The 16,609-nt window shown below is 56.8% G+C and carries 16 protein-coding genes and 1 tRNA gene; 6 read left to right on the top strand and 11 right to left on the bottom strand.

The window, feature by feature from the left end; translation table 11 throughout:
* Positions 1–40: 40 nt before the first annotated feature.
* The 4 genes from ACR0IV_RS11195 to ACR0IV_RS11180 all read right to left on the bottom strand — a co-directional run bounded on the left by ACR0IV_RS11195 (position 41) and on the right by ACR0IV_RS11180 (position 3,236).
* On the bottom strand, positions 41–838 hold the full coding sequence (locus ACR0IV_RS11195) for a S49 family peptidase (protein ID WP_480659173.1): 798 nt from the start codon (positions 836–838) through the stop codon (positions 41–43).
* 104 nt (positions 839–942) lie between these two features.
* Positions 943–1,704: an ABC transporter permease gene (locus ACR0IV_RS11190; RefSeq protein ID WP_480659171.1), complete on the bottom strand. Its 762-nt coding sequence runs from the start codon at positions 1,702–1,704 to the stop codon at positions 943–945.
* A complete protein-coding gene (locus ACR0IV_RS11185) occupies positions 1,701–2,630 on the bottom strand; it encodes an ABC transporter ATP-binding protein (RefSeq protein ID WP_480659169.1) in 930 nt (309 codons plus the stop codon). Before ACR0IV_RS11185 ends, ACR0IV_RS11190 begins: the two co-directional genes overlap by 4 nt.
* A 105-nt stretch (positions 2,631–2,735) precedes the next feature.
* Entirely contained in the window at positions 2,736–3,236 is a 501-nt protein-coding gene (locus ACR0IV_RS11180) for an SRPBCC family protein (protein WP_480659167.1), read from the bottom strand.
* Positions 3,237–3,374: 138 nt separating this feature from the next.
* Here ACR0IV_RS11180 and ACR0IV_RS11175 point away from each other — a divergent pair, with 138 nt between their 5' ends.
* A complete protein-coding gene (locus tag ACR0IV_RS11175; RefSeq protein WP_480659165.1) occupies positions 3,375–4,469 on the top strand; it encodes a CaiB/BaiF CoA transferase family protein in 1,095 nt (364 codons plus the stop codon).
* A gap of 57 nt (positions 4,470–4,526) precedes the next feature.
* Here ACR0IV_RS11175 and hemE read toward each other — a convergent pair whose 3' ends face one another.
* A complete protein-coding gene (gene hemE / locus ACR0IV_RS11170) occupies positions 4,527–5,561 on the bottom strand; it encodes a uroporphyrinogen decarboxylase (protein WP_480659163.1) in 1,035 nt (344 codons plus the stop codon).
* A gap of 107 nt (positions 5,562–5,668) precedes the next feature.
* Between hemE and hemC the strand changes: the two genes are divergently transcribed.
* Positions 5,669–6,625 (top strand): hydroxymethylbilane synthase, encoded by a 957-nt coding sequence (hemC, locus tag ACR0IV_RS11165; protein ID WP_480659162.1) that lies wholly within the window; start codon positions 5,669–5,671, stop codon positions 6,623–6,625.
* A 209-nt stretch (positions 6,626–6,834) separates the two neighbouring features.
* Here the strand turns inward: hemC and ACR0IV_RS11160 are convergent, their stop codons facing one another.
* Together ACR0IV_RS11160 and ACR0IV_RS11155 are read right to left on the bottom strand one after the other, a co-directional pair.
* On the bottom strand, positions 6,835–9,075 hold the full coding sequence (locus ACR0IV_RS11160; protein ID WP_480659160.1) for a CHASE2 domain-containing protein: 2,241 nt from the start codon (positions 9,073–9,075) through the stop codon (positions 6,835–6,837).
* Positions 9,076–9,123: 48 nt separating this feature from the next.
* Positions 9,124–9,936: a FecR family protein gene (locus tag ACR0IV_RS11155; RefSeq protein ID WP_480734028.1), complete on the bottom strand. Its 813-nt coding sequence runs from the start codon at positions 9,934–9,936 to the stop codon at positions 9,124–9,126.
* Positions 9,937–10,388: 452 nt separating this feature from the next.
* On the opposite strand from ACR0IV_RS11155, the gene ACR0IV_RS11150 reads away from it, so the two are divergent.
* Positions 10,389–10,478, top strand: a tRNA-Ser gene (locus tag ACR0IV_RS11150).
* A gap of 366 nt (positions 10,479–10,844) precedes the next feature.
* The gene (locus ACR0IV_RS11145) at positions 10,845–11,111 is read left to right on the top strand and encodes a hypothetical protein (RefSeq protein ID WP_480659156.1); all 267 of its coding nucleotides are present in this window, start codon (positions 10,845–10,847) and stop codon (positions 11,109–11,111) included.
* Positions 11,112–11,141: 30 nt separating this feature from the next.
* On the opposite strand, the gene ACR0IV_RS11140 is transcribed toward ACR0IV_RS11145, so the two are convergent.
* The 4 genes from ACR0IV_RS11140 to ACR0IV_RS11125 form a co-directional block, all read right to left on the bottom strand.
* Entirely contained in the window at positions 11,142–11,606 is a 465-nt protein-coding gene (locus tag ACR0IV_RS11140) for an SDR family NAD(P)-dependent oxidoreductase (RefSeq protein WP_480659155.1), read from the bottom strand.
* An 11-nt stretch (positions 11,607–11,617) separates the two neighbouring features.
* Positions 11,618–12,127: a nuclear transport factor 2 family protein gene (locus ACR0IV_RS11135; RefSeq protein WP_480659154.1), complete on the bottom strand. Its 510-nt coding sequence runs from the start codon at positions 12,125–12,127 to the stop codon at positions 11,618–11,620.
* A 62-nt stretch (positions 12,128–12,189) separates the two neighbouring features.
* On the bottom strand, positions 12,190–13,143 hold the full coding sequence (locus ACR0IV_RS11130) for an alpha/beta hydrolase (RefSeq protein ID WP_480659152.1): 954 nt from the start codon (positions 13,141–13,143) through the stop codon (positions 12,190–12,192).
* A 114-nt stretch (positions 13,144–13,257) separates the two neighbouring features.
* The gene (locus tag ACR0IV_RS11125) at positions 13,258–14,145 is read right to left on the bottom strand and encodes a helix-turn-helix domain-containing protein (RefSeq protein WP_480692741.1); all 888 of its coding nucleotides are present in this window, start codon (positions 14,143–14,145) and stop codon (positions 13,258–13,260) included.
* A 721-nt stretch (positions 14,146–14,866) separates the two neighbouring features.
* On the opposite strand from ACR0IV_RS11125, the gene ACR0IV_RS11120 reads away from it, so the two are divergent.
* Entirely contained in the window at positions 14,867–15,667 is an 801-nt protein-coding gene (locus ACR0IV_RS11120; RefSeq protein WP_480659149.1) for an MBL fold metallo-hydrolase, read from the top strand.
* On the top strand, positions 15,667–16,608 hold the full coding sequence (locus tag ACR0IV_RS11115; RefSeq protein ID WP_480659413.1) for an MBL fold metallo-hydrolase: 942 nt from the start codon (positions 15,667–15,669) through the stop codon (positions 16,606–16,608). The genes ACR0IV_RS11120 and ACR0IV_RS11115 overlap by 1 nt, the downstream gene beginning before the upstream one ends.
* The last annotated feature ends 1 nt before the right edge of the window (position 16,609 follow it).

The raw sequence follows: 16,609 nt of genomic DNA, 5'->3' as shown, positions 1-16,609 counted from the left end.
CATACCGACCAGGAACAGGGTAACGGCCTTGATGATCACTTTACAGACCGAAACGCGCGTAGGCCGCCCGCTCCTCTAGCCCGGCGATGGCGTCCTGCGCCATCCGGGCCCCAAAGCGCGACCAAATTGGTTTCTTCAACCCGTAACGGCGGAATTTAACCTTTTCACCAAAACGGTCCTGCATCTTGGGCTTGAGATGACCAATGCCGTCGATCAGACCCAATTCCTGCGCCCGCCGGGCCAACCACACTTCGCCGGTAAACAAATCCTGATTTTCATCCAGCTTGCCCCCTCGGCGGGACTTTACATGCGTGATGAAGTTCTCGTGGATGTCATCCAATAGCCGCTTCAGCCGCGCGACGTCCTCTTTCTTCTCCGGAGCAAACGGATCAAGCATCGACTTTGATTGGCCCGCCGTATGGACGCGCCGCTCAAACCCCTGACGCGCCAGAAAGACATGCGCGCCGAACCCCGATGAAATCACACCGATCGACCCCAGAACCGAGCTATCGTCGGCATAAATCTCATCCGCAGCGGCGGCCAGCCAATAGCCTCCCGAGGCGGCGACATCTTCGACAAAAGCATAGACGGGGATGTTTAGCTCATCCGCAAGACGCCGGATGCGCGCCCCGATCAGCGAGCTTTGAACCGGTGATCCACCGGGCGAGTTGACCTCAAGCGCGACTGCCGCGGGCTTGCCTTTGCGAAAAGCTTTTTCCAGAACCGGCGCAAGCGAGGTGGCATTCATCGATCCACGCCCGGCCACTCCGATGGCACCAGACAGACGGACCACGGCCACGAAAGGCTGTTTTTTCAGGAACGGCACGCTCAACTTCATGGAAGCCGATGTAGAGCGCGCTCGGCCCGTTAACAAGAGACCCGAAGGGCCATAAACGCGACGTGAACCAATTTCACACACCCAATCGGCAAAAATGCAACGCACTAGCTGCGGATGCGCCAACCGGTTTTGAATATCCAGCCGATCACGGCCAGACACAATCCGGTAAAGCCGAGAATAGCCAACAGGCTCCAGAATATCGGGACATCCGCGATACCGTAGAAGGACCAGCGGAAGCCAGATATCAGGTACACGACCGGATTGAACAACGTGATCGTCTGCCAGACAGGTGGCAGCATTGAGATGGAATAAAACGTCCCTCCGAGGAAGATCAAAGGCGTAACGACCAGCTGCGGGATCAGCGACATCTGTTCGAAATTGCTGGCCCAGATGCCGACGATGAACCCCAGAAGGGAAAAGCTGAGGCAGGTCAGAACCAGAAAGGCCACCATCGCCAACGGATGCTCGATTCGTATCTCAACGAAGAATGTGGCCGTGATCAGAATCACCACGCCGACAAACAGCGCCTTGGTCGCCGCTGCGCCGACATAGCCGATAACGATCTCGATGAAATTGATCGGCGCAGACAGCAATTCATAGATCGTGCCCAGAAATTTCGGGAAGTAGATACCGAACGACGCGTTCGAGATCGCCAACATCACCACCGACAGCATAATCAGCCCCGGCACAATGAAGGCACCATAGGATACGCCCTCGACCTCCTGGATACGACTACCGATAGCGGTCCCAAAGACCACGAAATAGAGTGAGGTCGACAGAACCGGCGACAAAAAGCTCTGCGCCAGAGTGCGGAAAAACCGATTCATCTCAAACCGGTAGATGGCGGCGATTGCGGACCAGTTCATGCGCTCTCTCCGGACACTAGATTGACGAATATTTCCTCGAGACTCGACTGCCGGGTCTGCACGTCGCGCAGCACCAGACCAGTCTGTGCCACATCATTCAGCAAGGTAGTGATCCCTGTGCGTTCGGCATTGGTGTCATAGGTATAGATCAGCACATCCCCATCGCCATTCAGCGTCAACTGGTGCTCGGACAAGCTGTCCGGGATGGTCGAGATCGGTTCGGTCAGCATCACTTCGATCTGCTTCTTGCCCATCTGCGCCATCAGGGTGTCCTTGTCCTGCACCAGCAGCAACTCACCCTTGTCTATTACACCCACGCGATCGGCGATGGCCTCCGCCTCTTCGATGTAATGCGTGGTCAGGATGATTGTGACCCCGGCCTGTTTCAGCTCGGCCACAATCTCCCACATGTCCTTGCGCAGCTCGACATCCACTCCAGCGGTAGGCTCATCCAGAAACAGCACACGCGGCTCATGCGCCAGCGCTTTGGCGATCAGCACCCGGCGCTTCATACCGCCCGACAGTTCCTTGATCGCGTTTTTGCGTTTATCCCACAGCGACAGCTTGCGCAGAATTTCTTCGATCCGCGCGTTATCGCGCCCGTGGCCGAATAGGCCGCGCGAGAACCGAACGGTGTTCCAGACCTTTTCGAACGGCTCCAATGCGATTTCCTGCGGTACCAGACCGATCATCTTGCGCGCCGCCCGGAAATCCGTCTGAATGTCATGGCCGCCCACCGTCACCGACCCAGAAGTCGGCGTGGTAATCCCGCACACGGTCGAGATCAGCGTGGTCTTACCCGCGCCGTTCGGTCCCAGCAGTGCCAGGATCTCGCCTTCTTCGATGTCCAGCGTCACGCCTTTCAGCGCCTCAAAGCCATCGGCATAGGATTTGCGCAAATCCCGGATGGATAGAATGGTTGTCATGCGATCCCTCGTTCTGGCCCTGCAACCTATCGCGCCAGATCAACAGGGAACAGCCCCATCACGCACAGAGCCCTGCGCGCCTGCGCAGAGATTAGTCGCGGCCCGTCAACGCCCCAGCCAACCTGGCTTAGCTTCCTCTTCCGACGCGTCGCCTTCTGGTTCAGGATCATCGAAATGGGCTTGCAGATTGGCAAAGAACTGATCGGCCATCTTTTTGGCAAACCCATCGATCAGACGGCTGCCCAGCTGCGCCAGCTTGCCCCCCACTTTCGCCTCGACCTCATATGTCAAAGCAGTTCCGCCCGCGTCGTTGGCCGCCAGCGTCACTTGGGCACTGCCTTTGGCAAAGCCCGCCGCACCGCCTTTGCCCTCGCCTGCGATGGTCAAGCGCTCAGGCTCGACCATATCGGACATGGTGACTGTACCCTTGAAGGTCGCCTTCACCGGGCCGACCTTTTGCACAACGGTGGCCTGATAACCGTCTGTCGGATTGCCGGTGATCTCTTGCGCGCCACCAATGCAGGCTTTCAGCACTTCGGGGTCCAGCAAGGCACTGTAAACAGCGGCAGGCGGAGCCTGAATCTCACGCGTGTCGTTAAGCTGCATCTGACAATCCTCTCTTACAATACTACGACCGACCTAGCCCTGAAACGACGACGCAAGCAACCCATTTGCAACGGCCCGGCGCATTCTCCGCTTGCATTCGATATCCCATGACGAAACCCTGTCGCGCAGGAGGACACCATGCTGGCAGGTTTGCGTATCATCGAATTCGAAGGGCTCGGCCCCGCCCCGTTCGCCGCCATGACGCTGGCAGATATGGGGGCTGATGTGATCACCATTCACCGCAAAGGCGGTGCAATCACCCCCGGCATGCCCGAATGCTCCCTCTTGGATCGCGGCAAACGATCCATCGCGCTGGACCTCAAGGATCAGGAGGACCTGAACACCGCAAAACACCTGATTGCCACCGCTGACGCGCTGATTGAAGGCTTCCGCCCCGGCGTGATGGAGAAGCTTGGGCTTGGTCCTGAACCCTGCCACCACCTCAACCCAGCACTGGTCTATGGCCGGATGACAGGCTGGGGGCAAGACGGGCCCCTGTCCAAGACCGCAGGCCACGATCTGAACTATATCGCCCTGTCAGGGGCGCTTTGGTACGCATCCCAGCCAGATCAACCACCCCAGACGCCCGCCACGCTGGTTGGCGATATCGGAGGCGGAGCCATGTATCTGGTGGCAGGTTTGTTGGCCGGTATGATCAACGCAAAAAACACCGGCATCGGTACAGTGGTCGATGCCGCAATCTATGATGGCTCAGCCCATATGATGAACCTGCTGATGAGCTTGCGGCAAACTGGAAACGTCTCGGACACACGTGGCCAAAGCTTGCTGGACGGCCCCCACTGGAGCCGTGTCTACACATGCGCTGATGGCGGGCACATTTCGGTACAATGTCTGGAGCCCAAATTCTACGCCTGCTTTCTCGAACAACTCGGCCTCTCTGAAGACGCTGAATTTACGAAACAATACGACCGCAGCACCTGGCCCCGCCTGACAGAACGCCTCACAGACCTCTTCGCCACAAAACCCCGCGACCATTGGGCGGATCTGTTTCGAGGCAGCGACGCGTGCGTAGCCCCCGTCTTGTCACCTGAAGAAGCGCTGGTCCATCCGATGAATACCGCGCGCCAAACATGGATCGACCCCGACGGCACGAGACAGGCCGCCGCCGCTCCGCGGTTCTCGACCCATCAGTGGCATCCCAAACCAAGTCCCAAACGCGGAGAGCATACGCAGGACGTCCTAAACGACCTCCCGCCCGCTTCATCTGGCTAAAAATATCCCGGGGGTGAATTGGCTGCAGGCCCAAAGGGGGCTGGCCCCCTCACCCGCTTATCGCCCGCGCACCGTATCAATCATCAACTGAACATTGTCAGGATCCGCATCCGGCGTAATCCCGTGCCCCAGATTGAAAATATGCGGGCCCTTCGAAAACGCCTCGACAATCCGGCGCGTCTCGTCCACCAGCGCCGGCCCACCTGTCACCATATGGGACGAGGCAAGGTTCCCCTGTACGCAACCATCGACCTGCACATGCTCAGCCGCCCAATCTGGCGAAACAGAATTGTCCAGTGCCACGCAATCCACACCGGTGGCCTTGGCGAAACCTACATAGCCATCGCCTGCTTCGCGTGGGAAGCCGATCACAGGAATGCCCGGGTGGCGCGCTTTGATCGCCTGCGTGATTTCACGACAGGGCTCAACCGCGTATTTATGAAACGCCTCACCTTTCAGCGACCCGGCCCAGCTGTCGAAGATCTTCACCACCTCAGCACCTGCTTCGATTTGAGCAGACAGGTACTCGATCGTCGCCGCTGTGATCCGATCCAGCAAGGCCTCGAACAATGTCGTGTTTTCCTCACGCAACACATGGGCAGGACCCTGATCCGGCGTGCCGCGCCCTGCGATCATATAGGTGGCCACAGTCCACGGCGCGCCCGCGAATCCGATCAGAGTCGTCTCGGACGGCAATTCCCGCGACAAAATACGAACCGTCTCATAAACCGGCGAAAGGGTTTCATGAATGTCCTCGACTGGCTTCAGCGCATCAAAATCCGCTTGCTGCGTGATCGTGGACAGGCGCGGACCTTCGCCGGTGACGAACCACAGGTCTGCACCCAGGGCCTGCGGAACCAGCAGAATATCGGCAAACAGAATCGCTGCATCAAACCCATACCGGCGGATCGGCTGCAAGGTGACTTCTGCCGCCAGTTCCGGATTATAGCAGAGTGACAGGAAATCACCGGCCTGCGCGCGGGTGGCGCGATACTCGGGCAGATAGCGCCCCGCCTGGCGCATCATCCAAATCGGCGGAACGTCCTGAACTTCTCCCGCCAGTGCTCGCAGCAGTTTCTTTGTCTCGGCCATACCTGCCCCCAATCTTTTGGTCTGCCGCCACGCGTCGGGCCTCAGTGGCAATTTGTCAAGCTCTGCCCCCATTGTCAGGGCAATGTGACGCGACTAAAGCTGTGGCCATGACTTTGACATTGCCAACCCCCGCATCGCCACTGAAAATCGGCACCCGTGGATCGCCTCTCGCGCTGGCGCAAGCCTATGAAACGCGCGCGCGCCTGGGAAAAGCTTTTGATCTGCCTGAAGAGGCTTTCGAGATCGTGGTGATCAAAACCACCGGTGACAACCGCGCCATGATTGATGCGGACCGCCCGCTGAAAGAGATCGGTAACAAGGGCCTCTTCACTAAAGAAATCGAAGAGGCGATGCTGAAGGGTGAAATCGATATCGCAGTTCATTCGACCAAAGACATGCCCGTGGAACAACCCGAAGGGCTGGTGTTGGATACTTTCCTGCCGCGCGAAGATGTGCGCGATGCCTTTATCTCACCGAGCCTGAGTTCAATCCACGACCTGCCGCAAGGCGCTGTGGTCGGCACCTCATCGTTGCGACGCCGGGCACAGTTGCTGAACCGAAGACCTGATCTGAAGGTGGTCGAGTTCCGCGGTAATGTGCAAACCCGGTTGAAGAAACTGGCCGATGGCATTGCGGATTGCACATTTCTGGCGATGGCCGGATTGCGTCGGTTGCAAATGTCCGAAGTCCCGGCCACCGCGATTGCGCCTGAGGACATGCTACCCGCTATTGCGCAAGGCACCATCGGCATCGAACGGCGTAGCGACGACAGTCGCGCCGGTCAGATGTTGGAAGCCATCCACGATATCGAAACCAGTCAGCGCCTCGCGGCAGAGCGCAGCCTTCTGGCTGGGCTGGATGGGTCCTGCGAGACTCCGATTGCCGGGTTGGCGGAAATCCGGGACGGCCAATTGCACCTGCGCGGCGAAGTGCTGCGCCCCGATGGGTCCGAATCGATCAGCGAAGAGGCCACAAGCCCCGTCGAAAACGGGCACGAACTGGGCCGCGCCATGGCCGAATCCTTGTTGAAACAGGCTGGCCCCGGGTTCTTCGACTGGCGTTAATTTAAGAATTTCTCGTTAATGTGAACTGCTTCACTGTCGCTCGCGCAATGGTGGTGCAGTATGAGTTCATTCCGATGAGGATAGAAGGTCAGTCTCGAATATATCGAAAGTTTTAGCCCGTATTGTTTTAGATAGTATTCGAGGGGGCGAGATTGATCTTTCTGTCCGATTGAGGCGGGGCGCGGTTGATATCCAACTGCGTCCCGTTTTCATTTTTGTTCGGCGAGCTGCCCCACAGCGCTGTGGTGGCTGAATACTACCAGCTCAGCCTGCGGCTCGGCCCGGAAATCCACCGTGCGACCAAGCAAAGACCGGTAAAAACCTGCGAGGCCGGATTCAACACTGGGTGCCAAAGCGGCGCAACCGTCACATAGATCTGCGATAGCAAGCTGAGGCGCACGCTCGCGTATGGCAGTCAATAATCGATCATGAGCCCGCGTCAGAGCTACAAACTCTTCAGTGTCGGCCAGCGCCTTATCACCAACCAGAACAAAAACCGGTTCGGGTTCGCTTTTGCCCTTCAGGTCGACATACCCTGCTTCCAACAGCGCCAGATCGGATTGCGCTACCTGCTGCACGCTCTGGGACACAAGGATATCGTAATCCACATGGCGGCAATTCTGTTCGATCCTGGCCGCAACATTCACCACATCGCCTATCACCGTATAGTTGAAACGGCTGCGCGATCCGATATTACCAACACATGCCGATCCCGTTGCGCATCCCGTAGCCAAAGCGATTTCCGGACGGCCTCGCATGATGGGTGAGGCATTGAATCCCCGCAACGCCGCGCGCATTTTCAGTGCCGCCCAGGCGGCGCGACAAGGGTGATCTTCGACCGGTAGAGGCGCATTCCAGAACGCCATGACCGCGTCACCTATGAATTTGTCGATTGTGCCGCGTTCATCCAGAATCTGGTCGCCGATTTTCGAGAACAACTCGTTCAGCAAGGCCACGAGATCGGTGGCCGAAACCGACTCGGACAGAGGGGTAAATCCGCGGATGTCCGAGAACATCACGGTGATCTCCTGCGATTCACCGCCCAGCTGCAATTGATGACCGTTGGCCTCCATTTCATCCAGAATCTCTGGCGCCACATAGTGCGAGAAGGTCTGTCTAATCACGCGCTTCTCGCGCTCGGTCGAGGCGAACAAGTATCCCGCAAGCAATCCGAAATTCGCCATCCCCCCGGCCAGCGGGAATGTGGCGTCAAACAGAACGGATTGGTTGTAGAACGCCAGCCAACTGATCGCGATCACTACCGCCGCCGCGACGCCGCCGGCTATGAATGAGGCTACCGCACCGAAACTGGACATTACTCCGATGACGATGAGGCCCAGCAGAATAAAGGATAACAGCTCAAGGGCAGAGGTGACATCCGACCTGCTGAGCATCTCACCTGCCAGTATCTGTTCAAGTATCTGAGCATGGATCGACACGCCCGGCACCGATTCACCCAACGGCGTTTGGTGCATATCAAACAGACCTGCGGCGGATGTGCCTACCAGAATAATGCGGCCCTCGATTTCCGAACGCAGCGCGGGGTCATCCGGGTTTTGCATGATTGCGTCGGCTGACAAGTACAAATCTGGCTGATCTCGCCTGTACCTGACCCAAACCTCGCCATTTTCGGTTGTTGGCAATCGAAATTCCCCGATCTCGACCGCAAGGACGATCCCCTCCTCGTCCGAAGAACCCTCAACCAGAATATAGGGCGCATCCAGAGCAATCCTCAGAGCTTCGATGCCCAAACCCGGCAACGCTCCATCCGGTCCGCCCCACAATGCCGGAACCCGCCGCACGACCCCCATTCCGCCGATGGGTGAGACATTAACGCCGCCGATTCCGGCCGCGCCGCGGTCCAGCGGCGGGGCAATTGGCGTCCAGTAAGGCACCGAGACCAAACCTGCCGTCGGGTTTTCACCGATCTCGACGATACCGGCTTTCGCGCGTATTTTGCTTCCTTCCTGAGACGTTCGTGCGGCGGTGCCCATCACGACCGGCCAGTGAGCGACCTCCAACCCGAACAAGACATCATAATCAAGCTTTTGCGCATGGCTCTCTACGGTCAAGACCCCATCAAGCGCCGGATCATTGAGCAAACGCGCAGGCGAATATCTGTCGGGCTCGACAAACAACATATCAAAGGCAATTGCCGCTGCGCCGTTTTCCCCGAGGTTCTGGACCATCTGAGCCAACAAGGTGCGTGGCCAAGGCCATTGCCCCCAGCTTGCCAGCGATTGCTCGTCTATATCCAGAACCCGAACCGGCAGATCGGGGTTGTATTCCCTCGGTGCTATGCGCTGAAGAATATCGAAGTAGATCAAGCGCGACATGCGCACGGGATAAGGGTCCAGAACTCTTATAAAGCAACCCAACAGGATCAGTGCCAGGCCCACCAGCCTAAATCCCAATCGTCGCCCAATTCTGTCTTTAATCTTACCCGCCACGGTCGCCTCCCTGGCGCAGGGGGAAAAGAACTCAAATCTTGATCTGGCCTACCATCCCGCAGTCGCGGTCACGTCGCCTGCAGTGGCCGTGGCTTGCGCGCCTGATCCGGCAGTGCTGCCTCCGGAAGGATCAGCCGAGACATTCAAACCGCCCCCCGAGCTCACACCTGCGCCGGACGAAGTGCCCGAGCCTACGCTCGACCGCGCCCCGGGATTGTCTCCGCTTTGACGAGCCGGAGCTTCTGTGCGCGACTGCACCTCTCTACGGGTTGCCTCTTCACGGGGCGCCGCAGGGTTCCGGTCCGGTCGCAACGGTTCAACTTGTGGTACGCTCGCCGTTCGGTCAGAACAGCCTTCGGCACGGAACTGAAAGGATGGCAACAAGTTCTGCTGAGATCTGACAAACGGAAAACCGCCTTTTAGCGCCTTGTCGTATTGCGCCTGATCGGCGGGTCGTCCGACCTGTCCGCCTGAATTGGTCGCGAACATACTGCATTGCCGACTTGCCGACCGACACGATCCACGCCGCCCGCACATCTGCACGGTCCCCTCGAGTACCAACATCGCACTCTGCTGTTGTGAAGTGATCCACATATCGAAGGTCGTGCCGCGCACCGCCATCGTGGCCGACGGCGTTTTGATCGAATAGGCCCGCTTGCGGCTTTTGCCCGAGATGAACCGGAAACTGCCCCCAAGCGCCTGAACCGTAAAATTCTTGGCCTTACGATTCCCCCGCAGCATGGAGACATCTAAAATCATCTGCGCATTCGGACCCACCGCAATCTTGGTCTCGTCGACAAACAGCAGCTGAACAACACCCGTCCGGTTGGTCGAGATCGTGTCCCCCGACACCAAATCCATACCCTCACGCAGGCGAATTTTCTTGCCGGAGCGAGTTACCTCAGCACCGGGCTTTACACTCAGAACTTTTCCGATTGACGCAATCACCGGCGCCGGTATCGCAACTAGGACTATGAAAACAAATAACAACTTCAACCAGACCAAACCCAAGTCCCCTTCCCCCAAAAGGTACCCATCGGGGATTACACTCACCCCGCGCCCGATATCTGTCACCTCAGTACGCTAAACCAAAATTGTCTTGCGATGCATTAAATCTAAGCAAATATGCGCTAAAGACGTGGAATTTGGCAAGCTTTCACTTCACGACCCACCTTTCAGACACCTTCAGACTGGGCCTTTCTGTCGATGCTGCAGATATGTTCTGATGGATTTGCCCCTTGTCTTCAGAAAATTACGCCAAGCATTGAAAATCGCCTTGTATCCGGTTAACTGCCAAGGATATACCGGCCAACGGAGACGTGGCCGAGTGGTCGAAGGCGCTCCCCTGCTAAGGGAGTAGGCGGGAAACCGTCTCGAGGGTTCGAATCCCTTCGTCTCCGCCACCAACTCAGACCATCTTATTATCAATATAAAACAGATACTTAAGCAAAAGCGGTAAGGGCGAGTCCCACACGTTCGCCCTACGCATCGTCAAGTGCGACGAACATGCGTAACGTGAATCGGTAGGTCCATTGATACAGCTTGAGACTGTTGGAATTTGAAGCCGAAGCAGGGGCAACTTGAGAGTTATCGGGATATCTTAACGTCAAGAAAGCAAACAAATACTTGAAGACGGAAAGGAACAGGACAGTGAGGTCTGAAGACTAGATAAACCAAGAAATGCTCGCAATGCTTGAGAACGTAATGGCTAAAGGGGGAATGATGTGTATTCGTCTTTAGACGACATCGCTACCGTTGGGGCCTATGAGATGATTAAGTTGGTCGGTGACTTGTTGCCGCTCGACTACGATGAGGCTCCCAAAGTACTCAGCGAAAAGGAAATAGAAGCCATTTCTAAGTTTGCAGAGCTTGCCGAATACGCAGCCGATGCTACTGAAGAAGATACTTGGAGCGTTGACTGGTTTAAGAGCTCGGAGGAATGGGTCAGCGTGTCCAAATTCGCAAAACAGGCATTGGCTGTCTTCTCCGAACGCGGACGCTTTTCCGAGGAACACAAAGAGCTTTTTGCGACATAGTATGCAGCTAGTTTGGGCTCAAAACAGACCTTAACCGGGTGTGCCAGAGGACATGCCGGTCAGCGCCCCCGCTCCTGAAGACACGTTGACGATCCGCGCATCCTCTCTGCGGCGCAAGAGCGATACCGCGGCGATTGTGGTGTCCCAGGGGCCAAAGAGGTTGTTGTCAAACGCGTGGCGCACGCGCTCAAGATCCGCGCGATGGGCCTGCTGATCCGTGTCGTAATCCACGCCCGCATTGTTCACCAGGACATCGAGATGCCCATAGGTGGATGCAATCGTTGAAAAGGCGGCTACGACCGAGCCCGGATTGGATACATCCAATTGCAAGGCTTCCGCCCCATGCCCAATGTCCTGCGCTGCAGCCCGCCCTTTTTCCAGATCACGAGCGCCCACCAGAACTTTCATCTCATGGTCCTGCGCCAGTTGGCGACAGACTTCTTTGCCGATGCCGCAATTGGCTCCGGTCACGAGTGCGATGCGTTGATTGGTCATGGTCTTCTCTCTCAATTCGCCCCAGCAGCGCGTTCGCCAGCAATGGCGACAAGGCCACGGTCACCGGTTTCCCACAGTGCAGTCATGGTCATCGAGGTGACAACCCAGCGGTCATCTGATTTTTGCAGCTCATAGCTGTAGCGTCCGCCCAACACCCAAAGATCATCGTCGATCCGGTGCGTCGCCGTGAAGTCGGCATCGGCCGTCGCGGAGCCTTCGGAAATTGAGGTGATCGTGTGATTGGTCACCATGTGATGCGTACTGTCAAATCCTGGCAGGAAAGCGGCCCAACCCGCCACAAGGTCATCAGAAGATTGCGTCGCCGGTTCCCCACCCCAAAGACTGGTGTAGTCGGTGGTGAGTGTGTTGGCGAACGCGCTGCGCACGCGGGCCCAATCATGGCGATCCGCACCGGCGGCGATGTCAGTGATTGAGGTTGAGATTTCAGCCTGTTGATCGGCAAAGGCCACGCCGCCGATCAGAGTGGCCGCGGTGAGGGTTGTCGCAAGTTTTCTGTACATGGGGGCGCTCCGAATACATGAAAGGTGAGCGCCGGACGGAATTCCAGCGCCCAATTGACGGCTTAGTTGTTCAGACCGGCGCGGAAGTGGTCGGCCACTGTGTCAGCTGCACGGGTCACGTCCTCGGGGTTGTCGTAGAAATCGAACTGAGTGACACCCTCCAGCCACTGCGCTGTCGCTTTCCCAGCAAATCCGGCCAGGAAAGTCTGCACGCCCTGCGGGATAGCCGCGCTTTCCGAATGCACAACCGCCAGCGGCTTGTCCAAACGCTGCGGATTGTCGGCGGGGTGATAGGTCAGCCAGCCTTCCCAGCCTGCGTTGTTCCATTTGTCGTCATATTCCGGGATCGCGCCGCGGTCGGCTTCGTAATAATAGCCGCCGATTGGCATCAGGACACCCTCGGCACCTTCCGGCCCTGCGGCGGGAATGATCTGCCCCCCAGCGGCCTCGGCAGCCTGCGATACTTCGATCAGTCCGGCGACACCTTCTTCGCCACCGTAAACCGCCTCAACGATTTCTTCGTTCTGCAGCCAGGGTGCGACCAGACCCAGGCTCTGAATCAGCGGATTACCGGAAACGGCATCGACCATGTATCCAGCCGAAGCGCAGATACCCAGGCCGTTGATGTGACCGGCATCCACCTCAGGCAGACTCGCAACGAACTCGATCGCAGCTTTGATGTCAGAGGTCTTGGCCTCGGGGCTTTCAACAAAGCGCACGTGGTTCGGCAAATCACCGGATTTACCCCAACCACGGAAATCGAAAGTGAAGGCGGCGAAACCACGTTCGGCCATCTCGCGGGCGTAGTTGGCGGGCATCTGCTCTTGTACAGAGGTCCACGCCCCGGTGACCACGACGGTCGGCAGCGGCGCATCACTGCGTTCCTCTGGCAGATAGAGCGTGCCGGACAAAGTCGCGCCTTCGTTTTCGAAGGTCTCTGTGCGGGTCTCTACCTGAGCAATCGCAGCTGACGAAGCCAACAGCGCTGCAGCGGTGTTCAGAGCGAGGGTTTTCATGGTGGTATCTCCCAAAAAATCTGTCTGGATGGGCGCAAGCCCGATGACCAAAGAGATACCTTTAGGAAGCCGTATATACTTGCACCGGACTGCCGCGTTTTTGAAGGATCCTGCTCAGGCGTTGTTTGCAGCGCGGTATGCGCGCGGGGTCTGTCCCACCACCTGCTTGAAACTGCGTGTGAAATGCGCCTGATCCGAAAATCCACACACCAGCGCTATGTCCCCCAACGGGCGACCGCGATCCTGCATCATCTTCATGGCCTGCTCAATTCTATACGCCATGACATACTGCATTGGAGTTGAGCCCAGCGTTTCCTTGAAGACCCGGGCGAAATGCGACGGGCTCATCCCCGCCTCGACCGCCATTTGATCCACGGTGATGGTCTGATCGAACCGGTTTTGTACATAATCCAGAACACGTTGATAATGTTGAGACGTGAACCGAGAAGTCAGCTCAATATCTTCGGCGCGACGTTTTCCATATTTCTGAAGCAGTTTGACCAGAAACACGCGGCTCATGGCCTCGAACATAACCGCGGAAGACATGTCATCTGCCTCAAGCGCATCCCGCAGGATGACGCTTGCGGTACATAAGTCAGGATCGGAGAACTGCGGCAGGTCGTGAAACTGTTCTGGTGCCAACAGCATGCCAAGCTCAGCCTGAGCAAAGCGCTGAACCCTATCCGGATGCAAGGTGATCACTATCACGTCGGACTGCCCGTACCACCGCCAACCCGAACGCACGCCCGCTGGAGTCACGATGACCTCGTCCTTGCAAAAGATGAAATCGCGTAGTGTACCATCTCGCCAATTCTGAACGCGATGCCCCTTTTCCTGCAGGTTCAGAAGGACATGGTGTTCTGCAAACACCTCTTCCGGCATCCGATCGGGTTCGGCCCGAAAATACCGCACCGACATCAACTCCGCCGCCGAAGGGCGGTGCATCACATCACTATTCAGCAACGGTTCTGAAGGGTAGATATCAGCGTATCTCAAGGGCACTGAGCAGCTCCCGTTGGCCACGTAGATAGATTGGCAGATATCGGCATCGCGGACAACGTTCGATACGTGGGGTTTACGGATGCAGGTGTCATGCTCGTTGTCGGTCGGAGCTTGGGTATTTGCGAGCAATAGAAAAGATTACGGCTGCCTTGCTACCGCAGCCGGTTGAAATGCGATCCCACGCAATGGCCGATATTCAGCGGCCCCGTGGTGCGGTCCTCGGTCAGGACGACAGGCTTTGTCATTTGGTGTCCTCGTAGGTTGAGGCGCTGCATTGGGAATGCGAGAAACACAGAGGACCGCCCAAGCGGCGGCCCATAAGTAGAAAATGGAATTATCTGGCCGTCACATTTTTTTGCCAACCAGCAGAGTATCAAGATGATCAGCCGGTTATCCACGCCCGCGGCAGTATTGCCAGATCAGGGGTCCGCCAAGCTGGCGCACTCGATGACGCAATCGCGGACCTCAGGGCACAACAACTCTAAAGTTCTCCACTTTTCCTGACCATGACGCGCCGATCTAGTAGGGCACGGCGTCGCATCCATTTCCATCTTTCGTCATTTACAAATTAAAATATTCATTTTAATGATTATATATGAATGAAAATGCATTTTCTCGACGCACTTTCTTGTACAGCGCCGCGTGCCTCGCGGCGCTTGGCGCTCAATCCAAAATCGTTCGGGCGGAGTTTCAGCTCGGTTCTTCGGCCCGGATTACTACATTGTCAGACGGATACCTGTCGTTGCCGCCGGAAATGGTCTTCGGCTCGATGCCGAAGGAAGAACTCGAGTTGCTTCTGAACAGCAAACAAGTGGATGTGACCACGTACGAACCAGAGTGCAACGTGGCGCTCTATCGCGATGATGAAAACACGGTCCTGTTCGATGTTGGAGCTGGCCCGGATTTCATGCCCACATCCGGCAAGCTTTTGGAAACTCTTGAAACAATCGGCTTGTCGCCCGAAGACGTCACGCACGTGATCTTCACCCATGCGCACCCCGATCACATCTGGGGTGTTCTGGATGACTTCGACGATCTGCTTTTCACCAACGCCACGCATCATTTTGGCCGCAATGAATGGGATTATTGGTGGAACCCTTCAACAGTGGCTTCGATCGGGGAAGATCGCGCTGCGTTCGCTGTGGGCGCAAAACGGCGTATGGAAGCAATTGAGCATCAGGTCGCGTTCTTTGATGATGGGCAAGAGATTCTTCCCGGTATTGCCGCCCGTGCAAGCTTTGGGCACACGCCCGGTCACATGGCCTTTGAAATTCGAAATGGCAGTGACTCTGCGATGATCGTCGGCGACGCGCTCGGAAATCCGCACGTGGCTTTTGAACGTCCCGATTGGCACAGTGGCACTGATCAGGATCCCCAAGCCGCCGCATCCACGCGGAACTCGCTGCTGGATCAGATATCTCAGGAACAAATGAAAATCATTGGCTTCCACCTGCCGAACGGAGGGGTTGGCCGGGTCGAAAAGACCGACTCCGCATATCGATTTATTGGAGAGCCTTCATGATGCGATCGCTCATAATTGCCTTGACCTTCGCCACACCAGCTTGGGCAAGCGAGGAAATTGCGGACCAATACCCGCAAAGCATGCTGTATTCCAAACCGGTCGAGTACATCCCCGGCGTCTATTCCGCCATTGGCGCGACGGCTCCGCCCACTTATGAAAACTCTGGCCACAACAACAACCTCAGCTTCATTGTAACCGGTGAAGGCGTGGTGGTTATTAACGGCGGCGCGGCCTATGTCCTTGCCGAAGCGCTTCACAAGGAAATTCAGGCAATCACAGATCAACCGGTCAAGCTTGTCTTCAACGAGAATGGTCAGGGGCACGCGATGCTGGGCAACGCGTACTGGTCAGAACTCGGCATTCCTATCATCGCTCATTCGGATGCAGCAGCCGAGTTCGAGGAATACGGCCCTCAGATCCTCGAAGGAATGCAGCGATACAATCAGGACAAGGCAGAAGGGACATTCCTGGCTGGCCCAACCGAGACATTCGATGATGAGTACGTGGTTGAAATGGGTGAGTTTCGGATTGAGGCAAAATATCTCGGGCCTGCACACAGTCCCGGCGATATCTCGATCTGGTTGCCGAACCAGAGCCTTGTCATCGCGGGTGATATGGCCTTTCACGAGCGTATGTTGCCGATTTTTCAGGAGACCTACACCGCAGATTGGCTGGAAAGCTGGGACAACGAATTCGAGGCTTTGGAAGCTACATATGTCATTCCCGGGCACGGCCATCCGACAAACATGGATCAGGTGCGCCGCTATACCCGCGACTACCTGATATATCTGCGCGGCAAGATTCAAGAACATATGGATGCGGGCGGTGATCTTGCTGAGGCTTATTACGTCGATCAGTCACCGTACGCCCACTTGGATACGTTTGAGGAACTGGCGACGAAAAATGCCGGGCGCGTGTTTGAACAGATGGAATTCGAGTAAC

This window comes from Ruegeria sp. C2 (genome assembly GCF_056537765.1).
The sequence above is the reverse complement of the archived record's forward strand: the minus strand, read 5'-3'. Positions and strand labels throughout refer to the sequence as shown.

What these genes read in the sequence shown, in the direction of transcription:
- ACR0IV_RS11195 (WP_480659173.1), bottom strand. Translation starts at nt 838, where the DNA reads ATGAAGTTGAGCGTGCCGTTCCTGAAAAAACAGCCTTTCGTGGCCGTG.
- ACR0IV_RS11190 (WP_480659171.1), bottom strand. Translation starts at nt 1,704, where the DNA reads ATGAACTGGTCCGCAATCGCCGCCATCTACCGGTTTGAGATGAATCGG.
- ACR0IV_RS11185 (WP_480659169.1), bottom strand. Translation starts at nt 2,630, where the DNA reads ATGACAACCATTCTATCCATCCGGGATTTGCGCAAATCCTATGCCGAT.
- ACR0IV_RS11180 (WP_480659167.1), bottom strand. Translation starts at nt 3,236, where the DNA reads ATGCAGCTTAACGACACGCGTGAGATTCAGGCTCCGCCTGCCGCTGTT.
- ACR0IV_RS11175 (WP_480659165.1), top strand. Translation starts at nt 3,375, where the DNA reads ATGCTGGCAGGTTTGCGTATCATCGAATTCGAAGGGCTCGGCCCCGCC.
- hemE (WP_480659163.1), bottom strand. Translation starts at nt 5,561, where the DNA reads ATGGCCGAGACAAAGAAACTGCTGCGAGCACTGGCGGGAGAAGTTCAG.
- hemC (WP_480659162.1), top strand. Translation starts at nt 5,669, where the DNA reads ATGACTTTGACATTGCCAACCCCCGCATCGCCACTGAAAATCGGCACC.
- ACR0IV_RS11155 (WP_480734028.1), bottom strand. Translation starts at nt 9,936, where the DNA reads ATGGATTTGGTGTCGGGGGACACGATCTCGACCAACCGGACGGGTGTT.
- ACR0IV_RS11145 (WP_480659156.1), top strand. Translation starts at nt 10,845, where the DNA reads ATGATTAAGTTGGTCGGTGACTTGTTGCCGCTCGACTACGATGAGGCT.
- ACR0IV_RS11140 (WP_480659155.1), bottom strand. Translation starts at nt 11,606, where the DNA reads ATGACCAATCAACGCATCGCACTCGTGACCGGAGCCAATTGCGGCATC.
- ACR0IV_RS11135 (WP_480659154.1), bottom strand. Translation starts at nt 12,127, where the DNA reads ATGTACAGAAAACTTGCGACAACCCTCACCGCGGCCACTCTGATCGGC.
- ACR0IV_RS11130 (WP_480659152.1), bottom strand. Translation starts at nt 13,143, where the DNA reads ATGAAAACCCTCGCTCTGAACACCGCTGCAGCGCTGTTGGCTTCGTCA.
- ACR0IV_RS11115 (WP_480659413.1), top strand. Translation starts at nt 15,667, where the DNA reads ATGCGATCGCTCATAATTGCCTTGACCTTCGCCACACCAGCTTGGGCA.